The sequence below is a fragment of the Cellulomonas sp. Root485 genome (genome assembly GCF_001426705.1).
Taxonomy (GTDB): Bacteria; Actinomycetota; Actinomycetes; order Actinomycetales; family Cellulomonadaceae; genus Cellulomonas.
On sequence record NZ_LMFC01000001.1, the window covers coordinates 265438 to 289683 of the forward strand.

Below are 24246 nucleotides of genomic sequence, written 5' to 3' on the forward strand. Positions count from 1 at the left end.
CATCGACGCAGGCTGGGAGATCTGAGATGGGCATCGAAGAGGCACCCTCCGGGTTCCTGCTGACGACGGTCGAGGACCTGGTCGGCTACTTCCGCAAGGGCTCGCTCTGGCCTGTCACGTTCGGCCTGGCCTGCTGCGCCATCGAGATGATGGCGACGGGCGCGCCCCGGTACGACATCTCGAGGTTCGGCATGGAGGTCTTCCGGGCGTCCCCGCGCCAGGCGGACCTGATGATCGTCGCCGGCCGCGTGAGCCAGAAGATGGCGCCCGTGGTGCGGCAGGTCTACGACCAGATGTCCGAGCCCAAGTGGGTGCTGTCGATGGGCGTCTGCGCCAGCTCCGGCGGGATGTTCAACAACTACGCCATCGTGCAGGGCGTGGACCACATCGTCCCGGTCGACATCTACCTGCCCGGCTGTCCGCCGCGCCCCGAGATGCTGATCAACGCGATCCTCGCGCTGCACGATCAGATCCAGAACGAGCCGCTGGGCGCCAACCGCAAGGCGGCGGCTGCCGCTGCCGAGGCCGCCGCGATGGCCGCGACGCCGACGTCGCAGATGACGGGGCTGCTGAAGTGAGCGACGAGAAGGTGGACGCGGCCGACGCCGCGAAGCCGGGCGACGCGACGACCGGCGCGCTGCCGACCAGCCAGGCCGCGCTGGAGGCGGGGTCGCAGAACATCCCCGCCGAGGGGCGCACCCAGATCGAGGTCGTCGACGTCCGGCGCGGCATGTTCGGTGCCCAGGGGACGGGCGACACGTCCGGCTACGGCGGGCTGGTCACCGCGATCGCGCTGCCGGGTCCCAGCGAGCGGCCGTACGGCGGCTGGTTCGACGAGGTCGTCGACATCCTCGTCGAGGTGCTCGACGAGTCCGGCACCACCTACGCGGCGGCCGTCGAGTCCGTCGTCGTCGACCGCGAGGAGCTCACGCTGCACGTCGCGCGCGAGCACATCGTCGAGGTGGCGCGGGCGCTGCGGGACGACCAGGACCTGCGGTTCGAGCTCAGCCTCGGAGTCTCGGGCGTGCACTACCCGCACGACACCGACCGCGAGCTGCACGCCGTCTACCACCTGGTCTCGGTGACCCACTCGCGCCGGCTGCGGCTCGAGGTCGCGGTCCCCGACGCCGACCCGCACCTGCCGTCGACGGTCTCGGTGTACCCGGCCAACGACTGGCACGAGCGCGAGACGTACGACTTCTTCGGGCTGGTCTTCGACGGTCACCCGGCCCTGGCCCGCATCGAGATGCCCGACGACTGGCCGGGCCACCCGCAGCGCAAGGACTACCCCCTCGGCGGTATCCCGGTCGAGTACAAGGGCGCCACCATCCCGCCCCCGGACCAGCGGAGGTCGTACCGATGACCACCCAGACACCTCACGCCACGCCACGGGTCGTCGACGCCGACACCGAGGGCGTGCCCTCGTTCGAGGCGTCCGGCGGCGACTGGTCCGACATCGCCGAGGAGGCCGCGCGCCTCGGCGAGGAGCGGATCGTCGTCAACATGGGCCCCCAGCACCCGTCGACGCACGGCGTGCTCCGCCTCATGCTCGAGATCGACGGCGAGACGGTGACCGAGGCCCGCGCGGGCATCGGCTACCTGCACACCGGCATCGAGAAGAACATGGAGTTCCGCACCTGGACCCAGGGCGTGACGTTCTGCACGCGCATGGACTACGTGGCGCCCCTGTTCCAGGAGGCCGCGTACTGCCTGGCGGTCGAGAAGCTGTTGGGCATCACGGACGACGTCCCCGAGCGGGCCACGGTCATCCGGGTGCTGATGATGGAGCTCAACCGCATCACGTCGCACCTGGTCTGCCTGGCCACGGGCGGCAACGAGCTGGGCGCGACGACGATCATGACCGTGGGCTTCACGGCCCGCGAGGAGATCCTCAAGATCTTCGAGCTGATCACCGGTCTGCGCATGAACCACGCGTACATCCGCCCGGGCGGGGTCGCCCAGGACATCCCGCCGGGCGCCATCGACACGATCCGCGAGTCGCTGGTGCTCGTGAGGCACTACTTCAAGCAGCTCGAAGACCTCATGATGGCCAACCCGATCCTGCACCTGCGCCTCAAGGACGTCGGCTACCTGGGCCTGTCCGGGTGCATGGCGCTGGGCGTCACGGGACCCGTGCTGCGGTCGGCGGGCCTGCCCTACGACGTGCGCAAGGCCAACCCGTACTGCGGCTACGAGACGTACGACTTCGACGTTCCCGTCGCCCAGTCGGCGGACTCCTGGGGGCGCCTCGTGCTGCGTGTCGAGGAGTGCTACCAGTCGATGAAGATCGTCGAGCAGACCCTGGACCGCCTGCAGAAGATGGGCCCCGGGCCGGTCATGGTCGAGGACAAGAAGGTGGCCTGGCCTGCACAGATGGCCATCGGCTCCGACGGCATGGGCAACTCGCTGGACCACATCCGGGAGATCATGGGCACCTCGATGGAGGCCCTGATCCACCACTTCAAGCTGGTCACGGAAGGCTTCCGCGTGCCGGCCGGCCAGGTGTTCCAGACGGTGGAGCACCCGCGTGGCGAGCTCGGCGTGCACCTGGTGTCCGACGGGGGGACGCGGCCGTACCGCGCGCACTTCCGGGACCCGTCGTTCAACAACCTGCAGGCCACGTCGATCATGTGCGAGGGCGGGCAGGTGGCCGACGTCGTCGTCGCCGTCGCGTCCCTCGACCCGGTGCTGGGAGGGGTGGACCGCTGATGTCCATCGAGACGAGCCGCACGCACAAGACCTCGTACGACGCCGAGACGCACGCGCGCCTCACGGCCGACTCCGACGTGATCGTCGCGCGCTACCCCCGGGCGCGCTCGGCCCTGCTCCCGATGCTGCACCTCGTGCAGTCGGAGGACGGCTACGTCAGCCCGCGCGGGATCGCGTTCTGCGCGGCCCACCTGGGCCTGTCCACCGCCGAGGTGTCCGCCGTCGCGACGTTCTACACGCAGTACAAGCGGCACCCGAACGGCACCTACACGGTCGGCGTCTGCACCAACACGCTCTGCGCGATCATGGGCGGCGACGCCATCTGGGAGGACCTCTCCGACCACCTGGGCGTGGGGCACGACGAGACCACCGACGACGGGGTCATCACCCTCGAGCGCGTCGAGTGCAACGCGGCCTGCGACTACGCGCCGGTCGTGATGGTCAACTGGGAGTTCTTCGACAACCAGACGCCCGACAGCGCTCGCCAGATCGCCGACGACCTGACTGCGGGCAAGGCTGTCGTGCCGACGCGCGGCGCGGACAGCGTCTGCTCGTTCAAGGAGATGTCCCGCGTGCTGGCCGGCTTCGGCGACGGACGTGCTGACGAGGGCATCGGCGCCGGCGTCCCGACGCTGCGCGGTGTGGAGCTGGCCCGGGCCGAGGGCTGGACCGCGCCGGAGTTCCCCGGCGCGACGGCCTCCGCCGGTGCGGGTGCCACGGTGCCGGTGGTCGGGGGCGAGCAGTCGAGCGCCGAGCGCCCGGCCACCACGCCCGCCGACGTCTCGCCCGCGGCGGAGCAGAAGAAGCAGTCCACCGACGACGCGAAGGAGTCGTGATGGCGACGACCCTCACCCCCGTCCTCACGGACACGTGGGACGCCGACCGCTCGTGGTCCCTCGCGTCGTACGAGCAGGCCGGCGGCTACCGCGGCCTGCGTCGTGCGTTGGGCATGCAGGCGGCCGACGTCGTCACCATGGTCAAGGACTCGGGCCTGCGCGGACGCGGGGGAGCGGGCTTCCCGACGGGCATGAAGTGGGGCTTCCTGCCCGCCCCCGACGGCGGACCGCGCTACCTGGTGGTCAACGCGGACGAGTCCGAGCCGGGGACCTGCAAGGACACCCCGCTGATGATGGCCAGCCCGCAGCTGCTCATCGAGGGCATGATCATCACGAGCTACGCGATCGGCTGCCACCACGCGTTCCTGTATGTGCGCGGCGAGATCCTGCACGTGTACCGCCGACTCCTGCACGCCATCGAGGAGGCGCGCGCCGCCGGCTACCTGGGCTCCGACATCCTCGGCTCGGGCTTCGACCTCGAGATCACGCTGCACTCCGGTGCCGGCGCGTACATCTGCGGCGAGGAGACGGCTCTGCTCGACTCGCTCGAAGGACTGCGCGGCCAGCCGCGGCTCAAGCCGCCGTTCCCCGCGGTCGCCGGGCTGTACGCGCGGCCGACCGTGGTGAACAACGTCGAGTCGATCGCGTCGGTGCCGAGCATCGTCCAGGGTGGCTCGGACTGGTTCAAGTCGATGGGCACGGAGCGCTCGACCGGCTACGGGCTGTTCTCGCTGTCCGGGCACGTGACCCGGCCGGGCCAGTACGAGGCGCCCCTGGGCATCACGCTGCGCGAGCTGCTGGAGATGGCCGGCGGCATCCGCGAGGGCCACGAGCTGAAGTTCTGGACCCCCGGCGGCTCGTCGACGCCGATCTTCACGGCCGAGCACCTCGACGTGCCCCTCGACTACGAGTCGGTCGGCGCGGCAGGCTCGATGCTCGGGACGCGCGCGCTGCAGATCTTCGACGAGACCACCTCGGTGGTGCGCGCGGTGACGCGGTGGACCGAGTTCTACAAGCACGAGTCCTGCGGCAAGTGCACCCCGTGCCGCGAGGGCACGTACTGGCTGACGCAGGTGCTGCAGCGGATCGAGGCCGGTCAGGGCACGCTCGCGGACATCGACCTGCTGCTGGACCTGTGCGACAACATCCTGGGCAAGGCGTTCTGTGCGCTGGGCGACGGTGCCACCAGCCCGATCACCTCGGCCGTGCAGTACTTCCGCCCGGAGTTCGAGGCCGGGACGCACACCCCGGCGGACGTCCTGTTCCCGCCGGAGCACAGCTCGCTGTTCTCCTACACGCCGAAGCACGAGCTCGCTGGGGTGCACGCATGACGATCCTGTCCTCGGGGCCGACGACGTCGCTGGTCCCCGCCGCCCCGGTGCCGCCGGAAGAACCTGCCGGTGAGCTGGTCACCTTCACCGTCGACGGCATCGAGACCGCCGTGCCCAAGGGCACCCTGGTCATCCGCGCCGCCGAGGAGCTGGGCATCCAGATCCCGCGGTTCTGCGACCACCCCCTGCTCGCGCCGGCCGGTGCCTGCCGCCAGTGCCTGGTCGAGGTCTGGGCCCCCGGTCGCGACGGCAACCTGGCCAAGATGCCCAAGCCCCAGGCCAGCTGCACGCTCGAGGCCACGCCGGGCATGCAGGTCAAGACGCAGCACACGTCGCCCGAGGCCGACAAGGCCCAGCACGGCGTCATGGAGCTGCTGCTCATCAACCACCCGCTGGACTGCCCGGTCTGCGACAAGGGCGGCGAGTGCCCCCTGCAGAACCAGGCGATGAGCAACGGCCGCGCGAGCACCCGGTTCGTCGACGTCAAGCGCACGTTCCCCAAGCCGATCGCGATCTCGACGCAGATCCTGCTGGACCGCGAGCGCTGCATCCTCTGCCAGCGCTGCACGCGGTTCTCCGAGGAGATCGCGGGCGACGTGTTCATCGACCTGCAGAAGCGCGGCGCGAACCAGCAGATCGGCACGTTCGACACGTCCGTGCTCGGCTTCGCCGGTGAGGCTCCGCTGGGTGCCGCCGCGGAGGACACCTCCGGTCGTCCGTTCGCGTCGTACTTCTCCGGCAACACCGTGCAGATCTGCCCGGTCGGCGCCCTGACGAGCGCGGCGTACCGGTTCCGGTCGCGGCCGTTCGACCTGGTCTCCACGCCCGGCATCGCCGAGCACGACTCGCAGGGGTCCGCCATCCGCATCGACCACCGCCGCGGTGTCGTGCTGCGCCGGCTGGCGGGTGAGGACCCGACGGTGAACCAGGAGTGGATCACCGACAAGGACCGGTTCGCGTTCACGTGGCAGTCCGCACCGGACCGCATCACGACCCCGCTCGTGCGCAACGCGGACGGCGAGCTCGAGCCGGCCAGCTGGGTCGAGGCGCTCGACGTCGCCGCGGCCGGCCTGCAGGCCGCGCAGCAGCCCGACGACCCCCGTGACACCGCGGTGGGCGTCGCCGTCCTGCCCGGTGGTCGCCTGACGCTCGAGGACGCGTACGCGTACGGCAAGTTCGCGCGTGTCGCGCTCGGCACCAACGACGTCGACGGCCGCGCCCGTCCGCACTCGGCCGAGGAGGAGACCTTCCTCGGTCACCACGTCGCCGGTCGCACGCTCGAGGTCACGTTCGCCGACCTCGACCGCGCCCCCGCCGTGCTGCTCGTCGGCCTCGAGGCCGAGGAGGAGGCGGGCATCGCGTTCCTGCGCCTCCGGGACGCCGTGGTGTCGCGCAAGCTGCGCGTGCTGTCGGTCGCCGCCCTGGCGAGCCGTGGTCTCGAGCGGTTGTCGGGCACGCTGCTGACTGCGGCGCCCGGGACCGAGGCCGAGATCCTCGACGGCATCGGCACCGACCCCTCCCTGCGGGAGGCCGCCGAGCTGCTCGGTTCCGCGGGCGCCCTCGTGCTCGTCGGCGAGCGCCTGGCCGGCGTGCCCGGCGGCTTCTCGGCCGCGGTGCGGCTCGCGCAGCGCACCGGCGCCCGGCTCGCCTGGGTCCCGCGCCGCGTGGGCGAGCGGTCCGCCGTCGAGGCCGGCCTGCTGCCCTCGCTGCTGCCGGGCGGTCGCCCCGTGGCGGACTCCGCGGCACGCGTCGACCTCGCGGTCACCTGGGGCGTGGAGCACCTGCCGGCCGAGCCGGGGCGCTCCACGACGGAGATCCTCGCCGCGGCGCGCGCGGGGCTGCTCGGCGGCCTCGTCGTCGGCGGTCTCGAGCTCGCGGACCTGCCCGACCCGGCCATCGCCCGCGAGGCTCTCGACCGCGTCTCGTTCCTCGTCTCGCTCGAGGTCCGGCACTCGGAGGTGACCGACCGGGCGGACGTCGTCCTGCCCGTCGCGCCGCCCACCGAGAAGTCCGGCACCTTCGTCACCTGGGAGGGGCGCCCGCGCCCGTTCCCGCAGGCGCTGTCCTCGCACGCGATGGCCGACCATCGCGTGCTCGACCGGCTCGCCGACGCCCTCGGGGTCGAGCTGGGGCTGCAGACGCTGAACGCCGTGCACGCCGAGCTCGACCAGCTGGGCGGCTGGGACGGTGCCCGCGTCGGTGCCCCCGACGTGACGGCCGCCGAGCCCCCCGTCGTGCCCGCCGGGTCGGCCGTGCTGGCCACCTGGCACCAGCTGCTCGACGCGGGTCGCCTGCAGTCCGGCGAGCAGTTCCTCGCCGGCACCGCCAAGCGGCCCGTCGCCCGCATCTCCGCCGGCACGGCTGCGGCGGTCGGGGTGCAGGACGGCGGCAGCCTGAGCGTGTCCACCGACGCGGGCACGCTCACGCTCCCCGCGGTGCTCACCGACATGCCGGACCACGTGGTGTGGCTGCCGACGAACGCCGTCGGCGCGGGAGTGCGCGACGCGCTGCACGCCGACGCGGGCGACCTCGTGCGCCTCACCGCCGGTCCGCGACACCTGGAGGCCCGCGCATGATCCTCATCGGCGAGGCTGTGGCCCCTGTGACGGCCGACTTCAGCAACGACACCTGGTGGATCTGGCTCATCAAGGCCGTCGCCATCGTCGTGTTCCTGCTGACCAGCGTCCTGATCGCCATCTGGTTCGAGCGCAAGGTCGTCGCCCGCATGCAGGTGCGTCCCGGCCCGAACGTGCACGGACCCTTCGGCCTGCTCCAGTCGCTCGCCGACGCCATGAAGCTCCTGGTCAAGGAGGACATGACGGTCAAGGCGGCGGACAAGCTCGTCTACATCGTCGCGCCGATGATCGCGGTGTTCTGCTCGCTGCTGACGTTCGCGGTCATCCCGTTCGGCCCGTCCGTGGACCTGTTCGGGATCATCACGCCGCTGCAGCTCACCGACTTCCCGGTGGCGGTGCTCTACATCCTCGCGTGCGCGTCGGTGGGCGTGTACGGGATCGTGCTCGGCGGCTGGTCGTCCGGGTCCACGTACCCGCTGCTCGGCGCCGTGCGCTCCACCGCGCAGGTCATCTCCTACGAGCTGGCGATGGGCCTGTCGCTGGTCAGCGTCTTCATCCTGGCCGGCTCGATGTCGACCTCGCAGATCGTCACGTCGCAGACCGCGGTGTGGTGGTTCCTGCCGCTGCTGCCCGCGTTCGTCATCTACATCATCTCGATGGTCGGCGAGACGAACCGCCTGCCGTTCGACCTCCCGGAGGCCGAGGGCGAGCTGGTGTCGGGGTACATGACCGAGTACTCGTCGATGAAGTTCGCGTGGTTCTTCCTCGCCGAGTACATCAACATGCTGAACGTCTCGGCCGTCGCCACCACGCTGTTCCTGGGCGGGTGGCGTGCGCCGTGGCCGATCTCCACGATCAACGACGGCATGTTCAACGAGGGCTGGTGGCCGGTCCTGTGGTTCCTGGCCAAGCTCTGGGCGCTCATGTTCGTGTTCGTGTGGATCCGCGGGTCGGTCCTGCGGTTCCGGTACGACCAGTTCATGAAGATCGGCTGGAAGGTGCTCATCCCGGCCGCCCTGGTCTGGGTGGTCGCCGTGGGCGTGGTGCAGGGCGTCCGGCAGTTCTCCGGCCTGGAGCTGCGTTCCGTGCTCTTCGTGCTCGCCGGCATCGTGCTCGTGGGCCTCGTGATCTCGTTCCTGATCCCGGAGAAGAAGCAGCCCGGCGCGCCGGAGCGACCCCCCGGTCCGCAGGTGTACGACCCGTACGCCGGTGGCTACCCCGTGCCGCCGCTGCCGGGGCAGGTGCTGCCCCCGTCCCCGCGCAAGCAGCGCGCAGCCGCAGCCACAGCGGCAGCTGACAACGAGACGACCCCCCAGGTCACCCAGGAGGTGCACGGTGGCTGACCAGCGCAAGCCTGCCCGCAAGCAGGCCGCCCAGACACCCGCGAAGGGCAAGGCCGTCGCCCCGCGTCCCCGCTCGGGCGAGGTCGCCGCGCCCGAGCCCGAGGGGTACACCTCGCTCATCGAGCCGCGCGGTGCCGTCTCCGACTTCCTCGCCCCCGTCGGCGGGTTCGGCGTCACGCTGTCGAACATGTTCCGGCCGACGGTCACCGAGCAGTACCCGTCGGAGAAGGTGCCCGCCAAGCCCCGGTACCACGGGCGACACCAGCTCAACCGGTACGCGGACGGCCTGGAGAAGTGCATCGGCTGCGAGCTGTGCGCGTGGGCGTGCCCCGCGGACGCGATCTACGTCGAGGGCGCGGACAACACCCCCGACAACCAGCGCTCGCCGGGGGAGCGGTACGGCAGCGTCTACCAGATCAACTACCTGCGCTGCATCTTCTGCGGCCTGTGCATCGAGGCGTGCCCGACGCGTGCGCTGACGATGACCAACGAGTTCGAGCTGGCCGGCCCCACGCGTGCCGGGATGATCTGGGAGAAGCAGGACCTGCTCGCCCCGCTGCGCAGCGGGATGCTCCAGGCGCCGCACCCGATGGTCGAGGGCACGACGGACACCGACTACTACCGCGGTGAGGTCACGAGCTCCACGCCCGCGCAGGTCGCGTGGGTCAAGGAGCACCGGCCCGACGACCCGACGCTGCCCGGTGGTGCCGGTCTGGACGCGGCGAACGTGCCGGGTCCGACGGCGGCCGTCATGGCGGCGACGGTGGCAGGCGCGACGAAGCAGGGCACCCGATGAGCGGGCTCGCCACCACCCTGCTCGAGAGCGGGGAGACGACGACCGCCGAGGCGGTGCTGTTCTGGGTCCTCGGACCGATCATGGTGCTCGCCGCGCTCAGCCTGCTCTTCGCCAAGAAGGCGGTGCACGCCGCGCTCGCCGTGATCGTCGTGATGATCTCGCTGGCGTTCCTCTACGTCGCGCAGGACGCGGTGTTCCTCGGGGTCGTCCAGGTGGTCGTCTACACCGGCGCCGTGATGATGCTCTTCCTGTTCGTCCTCATGCTCGTCGGCGTCGACAGCTCGGACTCCCTGGTGGAGACCATCCGCGGGCAGCGCTGGATCGGCCTGCTGGCGGGCATCGGCCTCGGGGTGGTGCTGGTCGGCGTGGTGGGCCGCGCCACCTACGGCAAGCCGTACGGGCTGAGCGGGGAGCAGGTGGACAACAACCCGACGGGTGTCGCGCACATCATCTTCGGCCAGTACGTCTTCGCGTTCGAGGTCGTCGGCGCCCTGCTGGTCACGGCAGCGCTCGGCGCTCTCGTCCTGACGCACCGGCAGCGGCTCACCCCGCGCGTCGGTCAGCGCGAGCGGGCCGACGCCCGGGTCGCAGCCGGCGCGACGCTGACGCCGCTGCCGGCGCCGGGCGTGTACGCGCGGCACAACGCCATGGACGTCCCGGCTCTGGGACCGGACGGTCAGCCGCTCGAGAGCTCGGTCCCGCGCGTGCTGCGCGTCCGTGGGCAGGAGGCCGACGCCGAGGAGTTCGCCGCACGGACCCAGCGGGTGCTCGCCGGGGTCTCCCAGGTGCGCGGCAACCCGCCACCCCAGGCAGCACCTGAGAGCGCGGCCGTGAACGCGCCCGACCTCGGCGCCGCGGTGAGCGACACCGGCCAGGACGGCCGGTCGACCGGCCCAGCGGGCGTCATCGGACAGGAGGACGGCAAGTGAGCCTGACCCACTACCTGGTCCTCTCGACCATCCTGTTCTCCATCGGCGCGACGACTGTCCTGCTGCGCAGGAACGCGATCATCGTGTTCATGGGCGTCGAGCTCATGCTCAACGCCACCAACCTCATGCTCGTGACGTTCGCCCGGATCCACGGCGACCTCACGGGTCAGGTGCTCGCGTTCTTCGTGATGGTCGTGGCCGCCGCCGAGGTCGTCGTCGGGCTCGCGATCATCGTGGCCATCTTCCGCACCCGCCGCTCGGCCTCGGTCGACGACATCAACCTGTTGAAGAGCTGAGGGGCGACGTGCACACCCTGACAACTCTGGTGGCGAGCCTGCCCACCGACACGATCGCGCCTGCCAGCGAGACCGTGCGCGCCGGTGTCCTGCTCGTGGCCCCGCTGCTCGTCGGCCTGCCGCTGCTCAGCGCCGCGGTGCTGCTGCTCTCGGGTCGCCGCTCGGACCGCTGGGGGCACTGGCTCGGCGTGCTCGCGTCGGCCGCCTCCTTCGTCGTCGCCGCGATCGTGTTCGTCACGATGCTGCAGCGCTCCGAGGACTCGCGCGTCATCGACGTGTCGCTGGGGACGTGGATCGACGCGGGCGCCTTCCAGCTGGACGCGGGCATGCGGCTGGACCCGCTGTCGCTGACGTTCGTGCTGCTGGTGACGTTCGTCGGCACGCTCATCCACATCTACGCCGTGGCGTACATGGACCACGACGTCGACCGGCGGCGGTTCTTCGCCTACCTCAACCTGTTCGTCGCCGCGATGCTGATCCTCGTGCTGGCAGACAGCTACCTGCTGCTGTTCGTCGGCTGGGAGGGCGTCGGTCTGGCGTCGTACCTGCTCATCGGGTTCTGGAACTACAACACCGAGTACGCCGTCGCCGCCAAGAAGGCGTTCGTCGCCAACCGCATCGGTGACCTCGGCCTGATCATCGCGCTCGGGATCATGTTCGCGACCTTCGGGGCGGTGGACTTCGGGACCGTGCTCAGCGGTGCGGACGGTGGCGCCAGCGAGGGCACGCTCACCGCGATCGGGCTCATGCTCCTGCTGGCCGCCTGCGGCAAGTCGGCGCAGTTCCCGCTGCAGTCCTGGCTCGGCGACGCGATGGCCGGCCCGACGCCGGTCTCCGCACTCATCCACGCCGCGACCATGGTCACCGCCGGCGTCTACCTGATCGTCCGGTCCGCGCCGCTGTTCGACGCTGCCCCGACGGCCCAGCTGGTCGTCGTCATCGTCGGTGCCATCACCCTGCTGTTCGGGGCGATCGTCGGCTGCGCGAAGGACGACATCAAGAAGGCGCTGGCCGCCTCGACGATGTCCCAGATCGGCTACATGATCCTGGCCGCCGGGCTCGGCCCGGTCGGCTACGCGTTCGCGATCTTCCACCTGATCACGCACGGCTTCTTCAAGGCCGGGATGTTCCTCGGGGCGGGGTCGGTCATGCACGGCATGGACGACCAGGTGAACATGCGCCGGTTCGGCGGGCTCTCGCGGTACATGACGATCACGTACCTGACGTTCATGGCCGGCTGGCTGGCCATCATCGGCATCCCGCCGTTCTCCGGGTTCTGGAGCAAGGACAAGATCATCGAGGCCGCATTCGTCCCGGTCGACGGGTCGCCGTGGCGGGCATGGGTGTTCGGCGCTATCACGATGCTGGCCGCCGGCATCACGGCGTTCTACATGTCACGGCTGTTCTTCATGACCTTCGAGGGCAAGCGCCGCTGGTCCACCAAGCGGGACGGCTCGGCACAGCACCCGCACGAGTCCCCGAAGCTCATGACCTGGCCCATGATCGTGCTGGCCGTCGGCTCGGTCGGCCTCGGTGCGTTCCTCGGGATCGGTGACCGGTTCGTCGACTGGCTTGCGCCCGTGCTCGGGCACCCCGAGCACGACGAGCCGGTGCTGCCTGTCCGGGTCATCACGGTCCTCACGCTCGCGCTCGTGATCCTCGGCGTGGTGATCGCCTGGCGGCGGTACGCGGTCTCGCAGGTCCCCGTCGTGCCGCCGGTGGGCACCGCGCTCACCCGCGCGGCACGTGTCGACCTCTACCAGGACTCGGTCAACGACATCGCCCTGGTGGAGCCCGGTCAGGCCCTCACGCGTTCTCTCGTGTACGTCGACCGGACCGCGATCGACGGCACCGTCACCGGTGTCGGGTTGTCCACGGTCCTGCTGGGTGGCTGGGTGCGGCGTCTGCAGACCGGGTACGTCCGGTCGTACGCCGCCTCGATGCTGCTCGGGCTGGTCGTCCTCGTCGTCGTCGTCCTGCTCGTGCAGAGCTGAAGGAGCACTGAGTGATGTCGTCCTCCTTCCCCTGGCTGACCGCCCTGATCGTCGTGCCCCTGCTGGGTGCGGTGGCGCTGTGGGTGGTCCCTGCCGGACGCGCCCGAGCCGTCGCGCTCGGCGTCTCCCTGCTCGAGCTGGTGCTCGGCATCGCGGCGCTGACGGCGTTCGACGTCGCCGACGCCGGAGCGGTCCAGCTCCTCGAGGTGCACGGCTGGATCCCGGCGTTCGGGGTGTCCTACGCGGTCGGCGTCGACGGCGTGGGCCTGATCCTCGTGCTCATGTCGGTCCTGATCGTGCCGGTGGTGGTCCTGGCCGCCTGGCGCGAGCAGGGCAGCCTCACGGTGGCCTCCGACCAGCTGCGCCGGTACCTCGCGCTCGTCCTGCTCCTCGAGGCGTTCATCGTCGCCGTGTTCGCGGCCCGGGACGTGTTCTTCTTCTACGTCCTGTTCGAGGCCATGCTCATCCCGGTCTACTTCATGATCGGCCTGTTCGGCGGGGCTCAGCGGCGCTACGCGGCCGTCAAGTTCCTGCTCTACTCGCTGACCGGTGGACTGATCATGCTGGTCGCCGTCATCGCCCTGTACCTGCAGGGTCCGGGCGGGCCGCAGGGCTTCCTCACGGAGAACCTCACGGGCCTCACGTTGGACCCGACGGCCGAGAAGCTCATGTTCTGCGCGTTCTTCCTGGCGTTCGCCATCAAGGCGCCGATGTTCCCGGTGCACACCTGGCTGCCCGACGCCGCGCAGCAGGCGCCCGCGGGGACCTCGACGCTGCTGGTCGGTGTGCTGGACAAGGTGGGCACCTTCGGGATGCTCACGCTGTGCCTGCCGCTGTTCCCGAACGCGTCCCGGTGGGCGGCGCCGGTCGTCATCGTGCTCGCCGTCGTGTCGATCCTGTACGGGGCGCTGCTCGCCATCGGGCAGAAGGACCTCATGCGGCTCATCGCCTACACGTCGGTGTCGCACTTCGGGTTCATCGTGCTGGGCATCTTCGCGTTCACGTCGACGTCGGTCGCGGGCTCGTCGTTCTACATGGTCAACCACGGGCTCTCGACCGCCGCGCTGTTCCTGATCGCCGGGTTCCTCGTCGCGCGGCGCGGCTCGCAGCAGATCGCCGACTTCGGTGGGCTGCAGAAGATCGTTCCGGTGCTCGCGGGGACCTTCCTGGTCGCGGGCCTGTCCGCGCTGTCGCTGCCCGGCCTGTCCACCTTCATCAGCGAGTTCCTGGTGATCGTCGGCACGTTCGCGCGGCACCCGGCCGCCGCGGTCGTCTCCACCCTCGGCGTGGTCCTCGCCGCGATCTACGTGCTGTGGACCTACCAGCGCATGTTCACCGGCCCGGAGCGGCCCGAGCTGGCCGGCATGGTCGACGCGGGAACCCGCGAGCGGTGGGTCGTCGCGCCGCTGCTCGCCCTGATGATCGTGTTCGGGTTCGTCCCCGGTCCGGCTCTGGACCTGGTCCGCCCGCCGGCGAGCGTGACGCTCGAGCAGGTGGGGGTCCAGGACGTGCCCGCCAACGCAGGCTCTGAGGAAGGGAGCGACCAGTGACCGAGTTCGTCGCGCCGACGGTCGACTGGGCCGCACTGAGCCCGGTCATCATCGTGCTGCTCGCCGCCGTGGTCGGCGTGCTCGTCGAGGCGTTCGTCCCCGCCCGGCCCCGCCGCACCGTGCAGCTGACCCTCGCGGTCGCCGCGCTGGCCGGCGCCATCATCGCGGTCGCGGCGCTGTGGAGCGGCGTGGAGGAGACCGGTGGCACGGTCGTGCTCGGTGGTTCGCTGCTGGTCGACGGGCCCACCCTCGTCCTGCAGGCCACCATCGCGCTGCTGGCGCTGATCTCGCTGATGATCATCGCGGACCGGACGGAGACCGGGGAGGACGCCTTCGCGCCCAACGCCGCCGCCGTGCCGGGCTCCGACTACGAGGAGCTCGCGCGCCGCAAGGGCGTGCAGCAGACCGAGATCTACCCCCTGGTGCTGTTCGCCACCGGCGGCATGCTGATCTTCCCCGCCACGGGCGACCTGCTGACGCTGTTCGTCGCGCTCGAGGTGCTCTCCCTCCCGCTGTACCTGCTCACGGGCATGGCCCGTCGCCGGCGCCTGCTCTCGCAGGAGGCGTCGATGAAGTACTTCCTGCTCGGGGCGTTCTCCTCGGCGCTGCTGCTTTTCGGCATCGCGCTGGTCTACGGCTACTCGGGTTCGCTGCGGTACTCGGAGATCTCGGAGGCCACGCAGATCCCGGGCGGTCTGGACAGCCTGCTGCTCGTCGGCTCGGTGCTGATCCTGTCCGGCCTGCTGTTCAAGGTCGGCGCGGTGCCGTTCCACACGTGGACGCCCGACGTCTACCAGGGTGCCCCGACCCCGATCACCGGGTTCATGGCGGCGTGCACCAAGGCGGCGGCGTTCGGCGCGCTGCTGCGGATCGTCTACACGATGCTGCCCGGTCTCGCGTGGGACCTCGGCGTCCTGCTGTGGACCGTGGCGATCCTCACGATGGTCGTCGGCACGGTGGCAGCGCTGGTCCAGACGGACATGAAGCGCGTGCTCGGCTACTCCTCGATCGCGCACGCCGGGTTCATCCTCACGGGCATCATCGCGCTGAACGAGGCGGGCATCGTCGCGGTGCTGTTCTACCTGCTGGTCTACGGTGCGGCGACCGTCGGGGCGTTCGGGATCGTCTGGCTGGTGCGGGAGCGCGCCGGTGGGCACGACGGCGCCGACGGGACCAGCTCGATCCTCGGCGAGGCCACCCACCTGTCCCAGTGGGCCGGGCTCGGCAGGACGCACCCGCTGCTCGCCCTCACGTTCGGGCTGTTCCTGCTCTCGTTCGCGGGCATCCCGCTGACCGCCGGCTTCGCGGGGAAGTTCTCCGTGTTCTCCGCCGCGGTCGAGGGTGGCGCCTGGCCGCTGGCGCTCATCGGCGTGCTGGCGTCGTCCGTCGCGGTGTTCTTCTACGTGCGGATCATCGTGCTGATGTTCTTCACGGAGCCCGCGGGCGCCGACGGCGAGCCCACCGCGGCCGCCGCCCTGGCGCCCTCGGCGGAGGGCTTCGCACTGGCAGGCGACGCAGCGGTGGCCGTCCAGGCGCGCTCGACCGTCACGACGACGGTCATCGGGACCGAGGGGTTCGCCGTGGTCGCGATCGCCGCCTGTGCGCTGGTGACCGTCGTGCTCGGCGTGTTCCCGTCGCCCGTGCTCGACCTCATCGCATCCGTGGCGACGTTCCTGCCGTGACGCACTCCTGTCGGGCGGGATCGCCTGGCCGGGATAGGTTCTAGCCGTGACTTCGTCGACGACCTTCCCGCTGGCCGATCCTGATCTGGCCGACCGGTTGGCCGTGCGGCTCGCGCTGGTCGAGGAGCGTCTGCGGGACGCCGTGGCCAACGTGGACCCGCTGGCCGACGATGCGTCGCGGCACCTGGTCAACGCGGGCGGCAAGCGGCTGCGCCCGCTGCTGACCCTCCTGGCGGCCGAGCTGGGGGACGGGTCGCGCCGGGAGGTCGTCGACGCCGCGGTCGTCGTCGAGCTCACGCACCTGGCCACGCTGTACCACGACGACGTCATGGACTCGGCGCCGCTGCGTCGCGGGGCCCCGGCAGCCCATGAGGTGTGGGGCAACTCGGTCGCCATCCTCACCGGGGACCTGCTCTTCGCGCGGGCATCGGCGACGGTCGCGGGCCTCGGGCCGGACGCGGTCCGGATCCAGGCCGCGACGTTCGAGCGACTGTGCCTGGGGCAGCTGCACGAGACCGTCGGCCCCCGGCCGGAGGACGACCGGGTGGCCCACTACCTGCAGGTCCTCGCGGACAAGACGGCGTCCCTCATCGCCACGTCGGCCCGGTTCGGGGCCATGTTCGCGGGCTGCCGGCCCGACGTCGTCGCCACCGTGACGGGCTTCGGGGAGAAGATCGGCGTCGCGTTCCAGCTGGCGGACGACGTCATCGACCTCACCTCGGACGGCGACGTGACCGGCAAGACGCCGGGTACGGACCTGCGGGAGCGTGTGCCGACGATGCCGGCGCTCCTCCTGCGCGCCCGTGCCGCGCTGGAGGGCTCCTCCGACGAGGACCGTCGTCTGGTCGCGCTGCTCGACGGGGACCTGTCGAGCGACGACGACCTGGCCGCCGCGGTCGCCGCCCTGCGGGTGCACCCCGTCGTGGCGGACACCCGGGCACGGGCCGTCGCGCTCGCCCAGGCGGCCGTCCGTGAGCTCGACCCGCTGCCTGCCGGACCCGTGAAGGACGCGCTGGTCTCGTTCGCGGACGCCCTCGTGGACCGGGCGGCCTGAGCCGCGCCCTCGCGTGCTTCCCCTCGGGTGAACGCGGGCGCGTCGCCGGTGCCGCATCTGGCACCATGACGCGCGGGCATGCCCGAGTCCGTACACGGAGGAACCTGTGAGCACAGCCGAGAACGAGTCGCCCCTGCCGGCTCCGACCGCGCGTCGGGCTGCCGTGGCGTCCTCGTCGTTCCCCGTGGCAGCCGGTTCCGTCGCCCCGGTGGGCCGCCGCGTCGCCGCGTTCGCGCTCGACTCCCTCCTCGTTCTGGTCGCCGTCGGCATCGGGTACGGCGTGGTCGCGGCAGCGGGCTCGTCCGCCGCCGCGCCGCTCCGGGCCCTGCCCCTGCTGCTCGCGGTCGGCGTCGGGGTCGGTCAGTGGATCGCGGAGGCCCGCTCGGGTGCGACGGTCGGCAACGCGCTCACCGGTATCCGCACCCTCTCGGCGTCGACCGGTGGCCCGCCGGGACTGCTGGCCGTGCTGGTGCGCAACGTCGTGATCGGTCTCGGGGCGCTCGTCTGTGGCCTCGGCCAGTGGGTGGTCGTCGGGTCGGGCGCGTGGGACCGCACGCCTGCGCAGCGCGGCTGGCACGACAAGGCGGCGGGGACGGTGGTCCTGCGCGCGGACGCGGTCCGACGGTCGTCCGGGCGTGCGACCGCAGCCCCGGCGTCACGGAGCACGGCCGTCCCGCGCGTGGAGGAGCCCGTCCAGGCGCCCGCCGCACCGGTCGACGCTTCCCGACTGCCGAGCGGCGACCCCGGCGGCCTGATCCCCCTCGTCCCGGTCTTCGCTGCCGCACCCCTCGCACCCGCACCCGCGCCGGAACCCGTCGCGCCGGCCGCCGTGCCGACGTGGAGCCTCCCCGATCTCCCGCAGACGGACGCCGCCCCGCCCGCGCCGATGATCCAGGCCATGCCGGACGGCGGAGCCGCCGAGGCCGCGCACGCAGCCGACCCGCTTCCCCTGATCCGGGCCCTGCCGGAGCGCGGAGCCGTCGAGCCCGCGCAGGTAGCCGACCCGCTGCCGCCGATGATCCGGCCCGTGCCGGACCACGGAGCCGTGGAGCAGCCTCACGCCGCCGGCCCGCAGCCCCCGGTGATCGACACCCCGGTGGGCGCGACGCCGGCTCCCACGCGGACACGCCGCGGCCGGGCGCCGAGCCTCGACGACCTGCTTCCCGACGTGCCCGAGGCCCCGCGCGGGACCGTCGACCCCGAGCTGGAGCACACACGCCTGCGCGAGCCCGGGCCGGGACGTGCGGGGACCACGGGTCTGCGCCTCCTCTTCGACACCGGCGAGCAGGTCGACGTCACGGGCGACGGCCTGGTCGGGCGCAACCCCGGCCCGGAGCCGAGCGCGGACCACGTGGTGGCGATCGACGACCCGGAGCGGTCGATCTCGAAGGTGCACCTGGCGTTCGGGCTGGAGCCCGACGGCCGGCTCTGGGTGATGGACCGCGGCTCGACCAACGGCACGGTCGTCGTCGGTCCGGACGGCCGGTCGGCGGCGCTGGTGGCGGGTTCGCGGGCCACGGTCGCGCCCGGGTGGACTGTCCGGTTCGGCCGGCGAACGGTGCAGGTCACGCAGCGGTAGCCCGGTGGCGTCGCGCCCGGTCGCACTGGCTATGCTGACCGTCGACTCACGTCGAGCGGCCCCCCACGCCGACGCACCCGAAGGACGCCGATGACGCACCGGAGCACCACGCGATGACCGACTCTCGCGTGATCCTCCGTGTCGGCGTCGCCACGGAGAAGGCCCAGCGTCAGCGCAACGAGGACAGCGTCTCCGTGGACGACGGGCTGTACCTCGTCGCGGACGGCATGGGCGGCCACGAGGCGGGCGAGGTGGCGAGCAGGACCGCCATCGACGCCTTGCGCGGGCTGGGTGCCGGGACGCCGACCCCCGCGGACGTCCGGTCGTCGGTCCGGGCTGCGCACGCGGCGGTGCGGGACCTGCCGGCGGTCACGGGTCGCCGGCCCGGCACCACGGTGACGGGGGTCGTGGTCACGTCGCACGGCGAGACCCCGTGCTGGCTGGTGCTGAACGTGGGCGACTCGCGGACCTACCGGATGGCCGGCGGCGTGCTCGAGCAGGTGACGCGGGACCACTCGGAGGTCGCGGAGCTGGTCGAGCGGGGCCTCGTGGCGGCGGCCGACGCACCGCACCACCCGCGCCGGAACGTGGTGACGCGGGTGCTCGGGGGCGGCGCGTCCGAGGTGGAGCCGGACGTCTGGCTGCTGCCGGTGAGCCCGGGGGACCGCATGCTGCTGTGCTCGGACGGGCTCACCGACGAGCTGTCGGACGCCCGCATCCAGGCCGAGCTGCGGGCCGAGGACGAGGCGCAGGCCGCGGCGGACCGCCTGGTCGCGGCGGCGCTCGCCGCGGGCGGTCACGACAACGTGACGGCGATCGTCCTGGACGCCACGCTCATCGCGCGCTGACGGCGGACGCGCGCCGGCTGAGCCGCTGGGCCCGGCTGGTGCGGACGCCGTCGACGGTGAGGATGCCGAGCGCGGTCCACACCAGGGCGAACCCCCACCAGCGGGCGGCGGGCATCTGCTCGTGCAGGACGAGCACGCCGATGAGGAGCTGGAGCGTCGGGGCGATGTACTGGAGCAGCCCGAGCATGGACAGGGGCAGGCGACGTGCGGCGGAGTTGAAGAGCAGCAGCGGGATGGCGGTGACGATGCCGGACGACGCGAGGATCAGGGCGTGCGCGGCCCCCTCGGTCTCGAACGTCCCCTGCCCGATGACGCTCATCCAGACCAGGTACGCGAGGGCCACCGGGGCGAGGACGAGGGTCTCGACGGCGAGCCCGGGCACGGCTCCTACGGTGCGGCCGACCCGGTTCTTGATGAGGCCATAGAACCCGAAGCTCAGCGCGAGCACCAGGGCGATCCAGGGCAGCTGTCCGTAGCCGGCGGTGATGACGACGACGGCTGCGGCGCCGAACCCGAGGGCCACCCACTGCACGGGCCGCAGCCGCTCGCGCAGGACGACGACGGCGAGCGTGACGGTGACCAGCGGGTTGATGTAGTACCCGAGGGCGGCGTCGACGACGCGGTCGGTGAGGATGCCGAACACGAAGACCAGCCAGTTGACGGCCAGGAGCACCGCGGCGACCGACAGGGCCCCGAGCGTGCGGCGGTGGCGCAGCGCGGTGACGAACGCGCCCCAGGTCCGCGTGGCGGCGAGCAGGACGAAGCAGAACAGCAGGGACCAGACGACGCGGTGCGCGATGATCTCGACCGCACCGGCCGGCTGCAGCAGCGGGAAGTACAGCGGGAGCACGCCCCACAGGACGTACGCGCCGATGCCCGTCGCGAGGCCGAGCGGGTCGAGGGGTGCGGAGACCGGGCGGACGGCGGCGGGGGAGTCGGGCACCCGACGAGCCTAAGGTCCCGGTTGACGACGGGTGGCGCCTCCCCTAGTGTCCGGTTGCAGCAACTTTCACCAGTGTTGCAGGGCCCGTTTCAGGTCCTGTGGCGCCGGTGCAGCGCGCCCTCCGCCGGGGAACCCGACGGTCGGCACACCTCCTCCGGGGCCGGTCCGCCGGTTCCACCCGCAGGACCGCGCGCCGCCACCACCCGGTGTGCGTCGTGCGGATGCAGGCCGGTCGTCGCGACGATGCGACGGCCGCGAGCGGCCCGACGACGACGTCGGCCCCACCGCGAGGAGTGCACCACGTGTCGACCCCAACCGCCCGCCCACGCCGAGCCGCGCTCGGCGCCCTGCTCGCCGCGGTCCTGTCCCTGGCCGGACTGACCGCCGCCGGGCTGACCGCCGCCCAGAGCGCCACCGCCGCGCCCGCCACGATGCGACCCGCCGCGAACCTCTTCCAGTGGACCTGGAACTCGATCGCGCAGGAGTGCACCACCCAGCTCGGTCCGGCCGGGTACGGCTACGTGCAGACGTCCCCGCCCAACGAGCACGTGGTGCTCGCCGGCCAGTGGTGGACGTCCTACCAGCCGGTCAGCTACAAGGTCGCGTCCAAGCTGGGCACCCGCGCCGAGTACAAGGCGATGATCGACACCTGCCGCGCCGCCGGTGTCTCGGTCATCACGGACGTCGTCGTCAACCACATGTCGGGCCAGACCAGCGCGGGCACCGGCTGGGCGGGCACGCCGTACTCCGAGGAGCGCTACCCCGGCCCGGAGGGCGGCTACGGCCCGCAGGACTTCCACAGCTGCAAGACGAACATCAGCAGCTACAACGACCGCTGGCAGGTGCAGAACTGCCGGCTGGTGAGCCTGCAGGACCTCGACACCGGGAGCGACTACGTGCGCTCGGAGATCGCGGCCTACCTCAACGACCTCATCTCGCTGGGCGTCCGCGGCTTCCGGGTCGACGCGTCCAAGCACATCGCCGCGGGCGACCTGGAGGCGATCCGGGGCAAGCTGACCGACCAGAGCGTCTACATCGAGCACGAGGTGATCGCCGGCGGTGGTGAGCCGATCCAGCCCGCGGAGTACTTCGGCTCGGGCGACTCCAACGAGTTCAACTACTCCCGGAACCTCAAGTCGGTCTTCCAGAGCGGGAACCTGTCCTCGCTCGGCGGCCTGAAGGACCAGTCCTGGCTGCTGCCGACCGGCAAGGCCGCGGTGTTCGTCGACAACCACGACACGGAGCGCAACGGCGAGACGCTGAGCTACAAGAACGGCTCCGACTACCGCCTGGCCAACGTGTTCGCGCTGAGCTACCCGTACGGCTGGCCGACGGTCTACTCCGGCTACGCGTTCAGCAACAACGACGCCGGGGCGCCGCAGCAGAGCAACGGCAAGGTGAACGACGCGGTCTGCGGGCAGGGCACCTGGACGTGCGCGCACCGCTGGAACGAGACCGCGCACATGGTCGGCTTCCGCAACGCCGTCGGCACCGCGGCCCTGACGAACGTCTGGAGCGACGGCGGCCGGCTGGCGTACGGGCGGGGGTCGCTCGGGTACGTGGCGATCAACCGCGACGGCTCGGCACTCCAGCGCACCTTCCAGACGTCGCTCCCCGCGGGTCGGTACTGCGACGTCATCAGCGGCGCGACGACGAGCGGCGGGTGCTCGGGCACCACGGTCACCGTGGCCTCGGGTGGCTCGGCGACGTTCACGGTCCCGGCCAACGGGTCGGTCGCTCTGCACGTCGGACAGCTCGCGGGAGGCACGGCGACGCCGACACCGAGTCCGACAGGGGTCTCGCAGATCTCGTTCGGGGTCAACGCGACCACCTCGTGGGGTCAGAACATCTACGTCGTCGGAGATCGCGCGGAGCTGGGCAGCTGGAACCCGGCGGGCGCGATCGCGCTGTCGTCGGCCACCTACCCGGTCTGGCGGGCGAACGTGACCCTGCCGGCCGGCACGGTCGTCCAGTACAAGTACGTGCGCAAGGAGTCGAACGGTGCGGTGACCTGGGAGTCCGGGTCCAACCGCACCGCGACGGTGCCGGCCAGCGGGGTCCTCACCCTGACCGACACCTGGCGCAGCTAGGAGGTTCTTGCATGAGTGTGGCGCCGTCCGTCCAGGCGGACGGCGCCATGGACCCCGCGGACGGGGGTGGCGTCGAGCGCGTGGAGGTGTGCGGCGCCACCCCTCCGCGCGTCTCACGGGTGTCCAGATGCTGGCGCGCGACGAAGGTGCGCCTCGCCGCCGGTCCTACACTGGCCCTGAGCACAGTCCTGCACGGTGCCGTCGGTCGTGCCCGCACCCGGCGTGTTTCACCTCCCGCAGGGCTCCCCTGATCGGAAGGCACCCGCGTCCCGTGAGCACCCCGACTCTGCGAGTGGCCGTCGTCGGCGCAGGCCCGGCCGGCATCTACGCCGCCGACATCCTGTCGAAGACCGACCTCGACGTCAGCATCGACCTCTTCGAGCGCCTGCCCGCGCCGTTCGGCCTCGTGCGCTACGGCGTCGCGCCGGACCACCCGCGCATCAAGCAGATCATCGTCGCCCTGCAGAAGGTGCTGGAGCGCGGCGACATCCGGCTGCTCGCCAACGTCGACTACGGCACCGACCTCAAGCTGGACGACCTGCGCCAGTTCTACGACGCGGTCATCTTCTCCACGGGCTCCATCCGCGACGCCGCGCTGCCGGTCCCGGGCATCGACCTCGAGGGCTCCTACGGCGCCGCCGACTTCGTGTCCTGGTACGACGGGCACCCGGACGTCCCGCGCACGTGGCCGCTGAACGCCCAGCACGTCGCCGTCCTCGGCGCGGGCAACGTGGCGCTCGACGTGGCCCGCATCCTGGCCAAGCACGCCGACGACCTGCTTCCCACCGAGGTGCCGGCCAACGTCTACGAGATCCTCAAGGCCTCGCCCGTCACCGACGTGCACCTGTTCGCGCGCCGCGGCCCGGCCCAGGTCAAGTTCTCGCCGCTCGAGCTGCGCGAGCTGGGGCACGTCCCGGACGTCGACGTCATCGTCTACCCCGAGGACTTCGACTTCGACGAGGGCTCGATGGCAGCCATCCACTCGTCCAACCAGACCAAGCAGGTCGTCAAGACCCTGACGGACTGGACGCTGAAGGAGCCGGAGGAGAACACCGCGAGCCGGCGCATCCACCTGCACTTCCTGCACAAGCCGGTCGAGATCCTCGGCGAGGACGGGCACGTCGTCGGCGTCCGCACCGAGCGCACCGCGCTGAACGGCGACGGCAACGTCACCGGCACCGGTCAGACGCACGACTGGCCCGTGCAGGCCGTCTACCGCGCGGTCGGCTACTTCGGCTCGCCGCTGGTGGACATCCCGTTCGACGACGTCGCAGGCGTGATCCCCAACCGTGAGGGCCGCGTGGTCGACGTCGACGGCGAGCAGCTGCCGGGCGTCTACGCGACGGGCTGGATCAAGCGCGGCCCGGTCGGCCTCATCGGGCACACCAAGTCGGACGCGTCGGAGACCATCCGGCACCTCGGCGAGGACGTGGCCGAGGGCGGCGAGGCGTTCTACACGGCCACCGACCGCGACCCCGAGGCCGTCACCGAGTTCCTGCACGGCCGCGGCGTGGACGTCATCACGTGGCAGGGCTGGGAGCTCCTCGACGCCTACGAGCGCTCGCTGGGCGAGCCGCACGGCCGCGAGCGCGTGAAGCTCGTCCCGCGCGACGAGATGGTCTCGGTCTCGCTGGGCCGCAGCTGACCGACCGCACGACCTCTGAGCCCGTCCGGCACCAGCCGGGCGGGC

19 protein-coding genes are annotated in these 24246 nt (G+C 71.6%); 18 read left to right on the forward strand and 1 reads right to left on the reverse strand.

The genetic code is table 11. The features are described 5' to 3' along the window. Positions 1–26: 26 nt before the first annotated feature. The 16 genes from ASD16_RS01290 to ASD16_RS01365 all read left to right on the forward strand — a co-directional run bounded on the left by ASD16_RS01290 (position 27) and on the right by ASD16_RS01365 (position 19523). Positions 27–578 (forward strand): NADH-quinone oxidoreductase subunit B family protein, encoded by a 552-nt coding sequence (locus ASD16_RS01290; RefSeq protein WP_055912044.1) that lies wholly within the window; start codon positions 27–29, stop codon positions 576–578. Then, a complete protein-coding gene (locus ASD16_RS01295) occupies positions 575–1363 on the forward strand; it encodes an NADH-quinone oxidoreductase subunit C (protein WP_082570538.1) in 789 nt (262 codons plus the stop codon). Before ASD16_RS01290 ends, ASD16_RS01295 begins: the two co-directional genes overlap by 4 nt. After that, positions 1360–2709 (forward strand): NADH-quinone oxidoreductase subunit D, encoded by a 1350-nt coding sequence (locus tag ASD16_RS01300; RefSeq protein WP_055912046.1) that lies wholly within the window; start codon positions 1360–1362, stop codon positions 2707–2709. Before ASD16_RS01295 ends, ASD16_RS01300 begins: the two co-directional genes overlap by 4 nt. Next, entirely contained in the window at positions 2709–3545 is an 837-nt protein-coding gene (nuoE, locus tag ASD16_RS01305; protein ID WP_055912048.1) for an NADH-quinone oxidoreductase subunit NuoE, read from the forward strand. Before ASD16_RS01300 ends, nuoE begins: the two co-directional genes overlap by 1 nt. Continuing rightward, positions 3545–4876, forward strand: a complete 1332-nt coding sequence (nuoF, locus tag ASD16_RS01310; protein WP_055912050.1) for an NADH-quinone oxidoreductase subunit NuoF — start codon at positions 3545–3547, stop codon at positions 4874–4876. The genes nuoE and nuoF overlap by 1 nt, the downstream gene beginning before the upstream one ends. Next, entirely contained in the window at positions 4873–7452 is a 2580-nt protein-coding gene (locus ASD16_RS01315; protein ID WP_055912052.1) for an NADH-quinone oxidoreductase subunit G, read from the forward strand. Before nuoF ends, ASD16_RS01315 begins: the two co-directional genes overlap by 4 nt. Continuing rightward, positions 7449–8795 (forward strand): NADH-quinone oxidoreductase subunit NuoH, encoded by a 1347-nt coding sequence (gene nuoH / locus ASD16_RS01320; RefSeq protein ID WP_055912054.1) that lies wholly within the window; start codon positions 7449–7451, stop codon positions 8793–8795. Before ASD16_RS01315 ends, nuoH begins: the two co-directional genes overlap by 4 nt. Then, entirely contained in the window at positions 8788–9591 is an 804-nt protein-coding gene (nuoI, locus tag ASD16_RS01325; protein ID WP_055912056.1) for an NADH-quinone oxidoreductase subunit NuoI, read from the forward strand. The genes nuoH and nuoI overlap by 8 nt, the downstream gene beginning before the upstream one ends. Further along, positions 9588–10520 carry an NADH-quinone oxidoreductase subunit J gene (locus ASD16_RS01330; RefSeq protein ID WP_055912058.1) on the forward strand — a complete coding sequence of 311 codons (933 nt, stop codon included), beginning with the start codon at positions 9588–9590 and terminating at the stop codon, positions 10518–10520. The genes nuoI and ASD16_RS01330 overlap by 4 nt, the downstream gene beginning before the upstream one ends. Then, on the forward strand, positions 10517–10816 hold the full coding sequence (nuoK, locus tag ASD16_RS01335; protein ID WP_055912062.1) for an NADH-quinone oxidoreductase subunit NuoK: 300 nt from the start codon (positions 10517–10519) through the stop codon (positions 10814–10816). The genes ASD16_RS01330 and nuoK overlap by 4 nt, the downstream gene beginning before the upstream one ends. Before the next feature lie 8 nt (positions 10817–10824). Then, positions 10825–12810: an NADH-quinone oxidoreductase subunit L gene (nuoL, locus tag ASD16_RS01340; protein ID WP_082570539.1), complete on the forward strand. Its 1986-nt coding sequence runs from the start codon at positions 10825–10827 to the stop codon at positions 12808–12810. A gap of 14 nt (positions 12811–12824) precedes the next feature. Then, entirely contained in the window at positions 12825–14360 is a 1536-nt protein-coding gene (locus ASD16_RS01345) for an NADH-quinone oxidoreductase subunit M (protein ID WP_055912064.1), read from the forward strand. Continuing rightward, positions 14357–16042 (forward strand): NADH-quinone oxidoreductase subunit NuoN, encoded by a 1686-nt coding sequence (gene nuoN / locus ASD16_RS01350; protein WP_055912066.1) that lies wholly within the window; start codon positions 14357–14359, stop codon positions 16040–16042. Before ASD16_RS01345 ends, nuoN begins: the two co-directional genes overlap by 4 nt. A gap of 46 nt (positions 16043–16088) precedes the next feature. Further along, positions 16089–17096, forward strand: a complete 1008-nt coding sequence (locus ASD16_RS01355; protein WP_055912068.1) for a polyprenyl synthetase family protein — start codon at positions 16089–16091, stop codon at positions 17094–17096. Between the two features lie 106 nt (positions 17097–17202). Then, positions 17203–18675 carry an RDD family protein gene (locus ASD16_RS01360; RefSeq protein WP_055912070.1) on the forward strand — a complete coding sequence of 491 codons (1473 nt, stop codon included), beginning with the start codon at positions 17203–17205 and terminating at the stop codon, positions 18673–18675. A 113-nt stretch (positions 18676–18788) separates the two neighbouring features. Next, positions 18789–19523, forward strand: a complete 735-nt coding sequence (locus ASD16_RS01365) for a PP2C family serine/threonine-protein phosphatase (RefSeq protein ID WP_055912072.1) — start codon at positions 18789–18791, stop codon at positions 19521–19523. Here ASD16_RS01365 and rarD read toward each other — a convergent pair. Next, positions 19510–20466, reverse strand: coding sequence for an EamA family transporter RarD (gene rarD, locus ASD16_RS01370; RefSeq protein ID WP_055912074.1), 957 nt, complete (start codon positions 20464–20466; stop codon positions 19510–19512). The two genes, ASD16_RS01365 and rarD, sit on opposite strands and share 14 nt — an antisense overlap. A gap of 302 nt (positions 20467–20768) precedes the next feature. Here rarD and ASD16_RS01375 point away from each other — a divergent pair, with 302 nt between their 5' ends. Together ASD16_RS01375 and ASD16_RS01380 are read left to right on the forward strand one after the other, a co-directional pair. Next, positions 20769–22556 carry a carbohydrate-binding module family 20 domain-containing protein gene (locus ASD16_RS01375; protein WP_055915541.1) on the forward strand — a complete coding sequence of 596 codons (1788 nt, stop codon included), beginning with the start codon at positions 20769–20771 and terminating at the stop codon, positions 22554–22556. Between the two features lie 271 nt (positions 22557–22827). Next, complete coding sequence (locus ASD16_RS01380) at positions 22828–24201, forward strand: FAD-dependent oxidoreductase (protein ID WP_055912076.1); 1374 nt, start codon at positions 22828–22830, stop codon at positions 24199–24201. Positions 24202–24246: the final 45 nt, after the last annotated feature.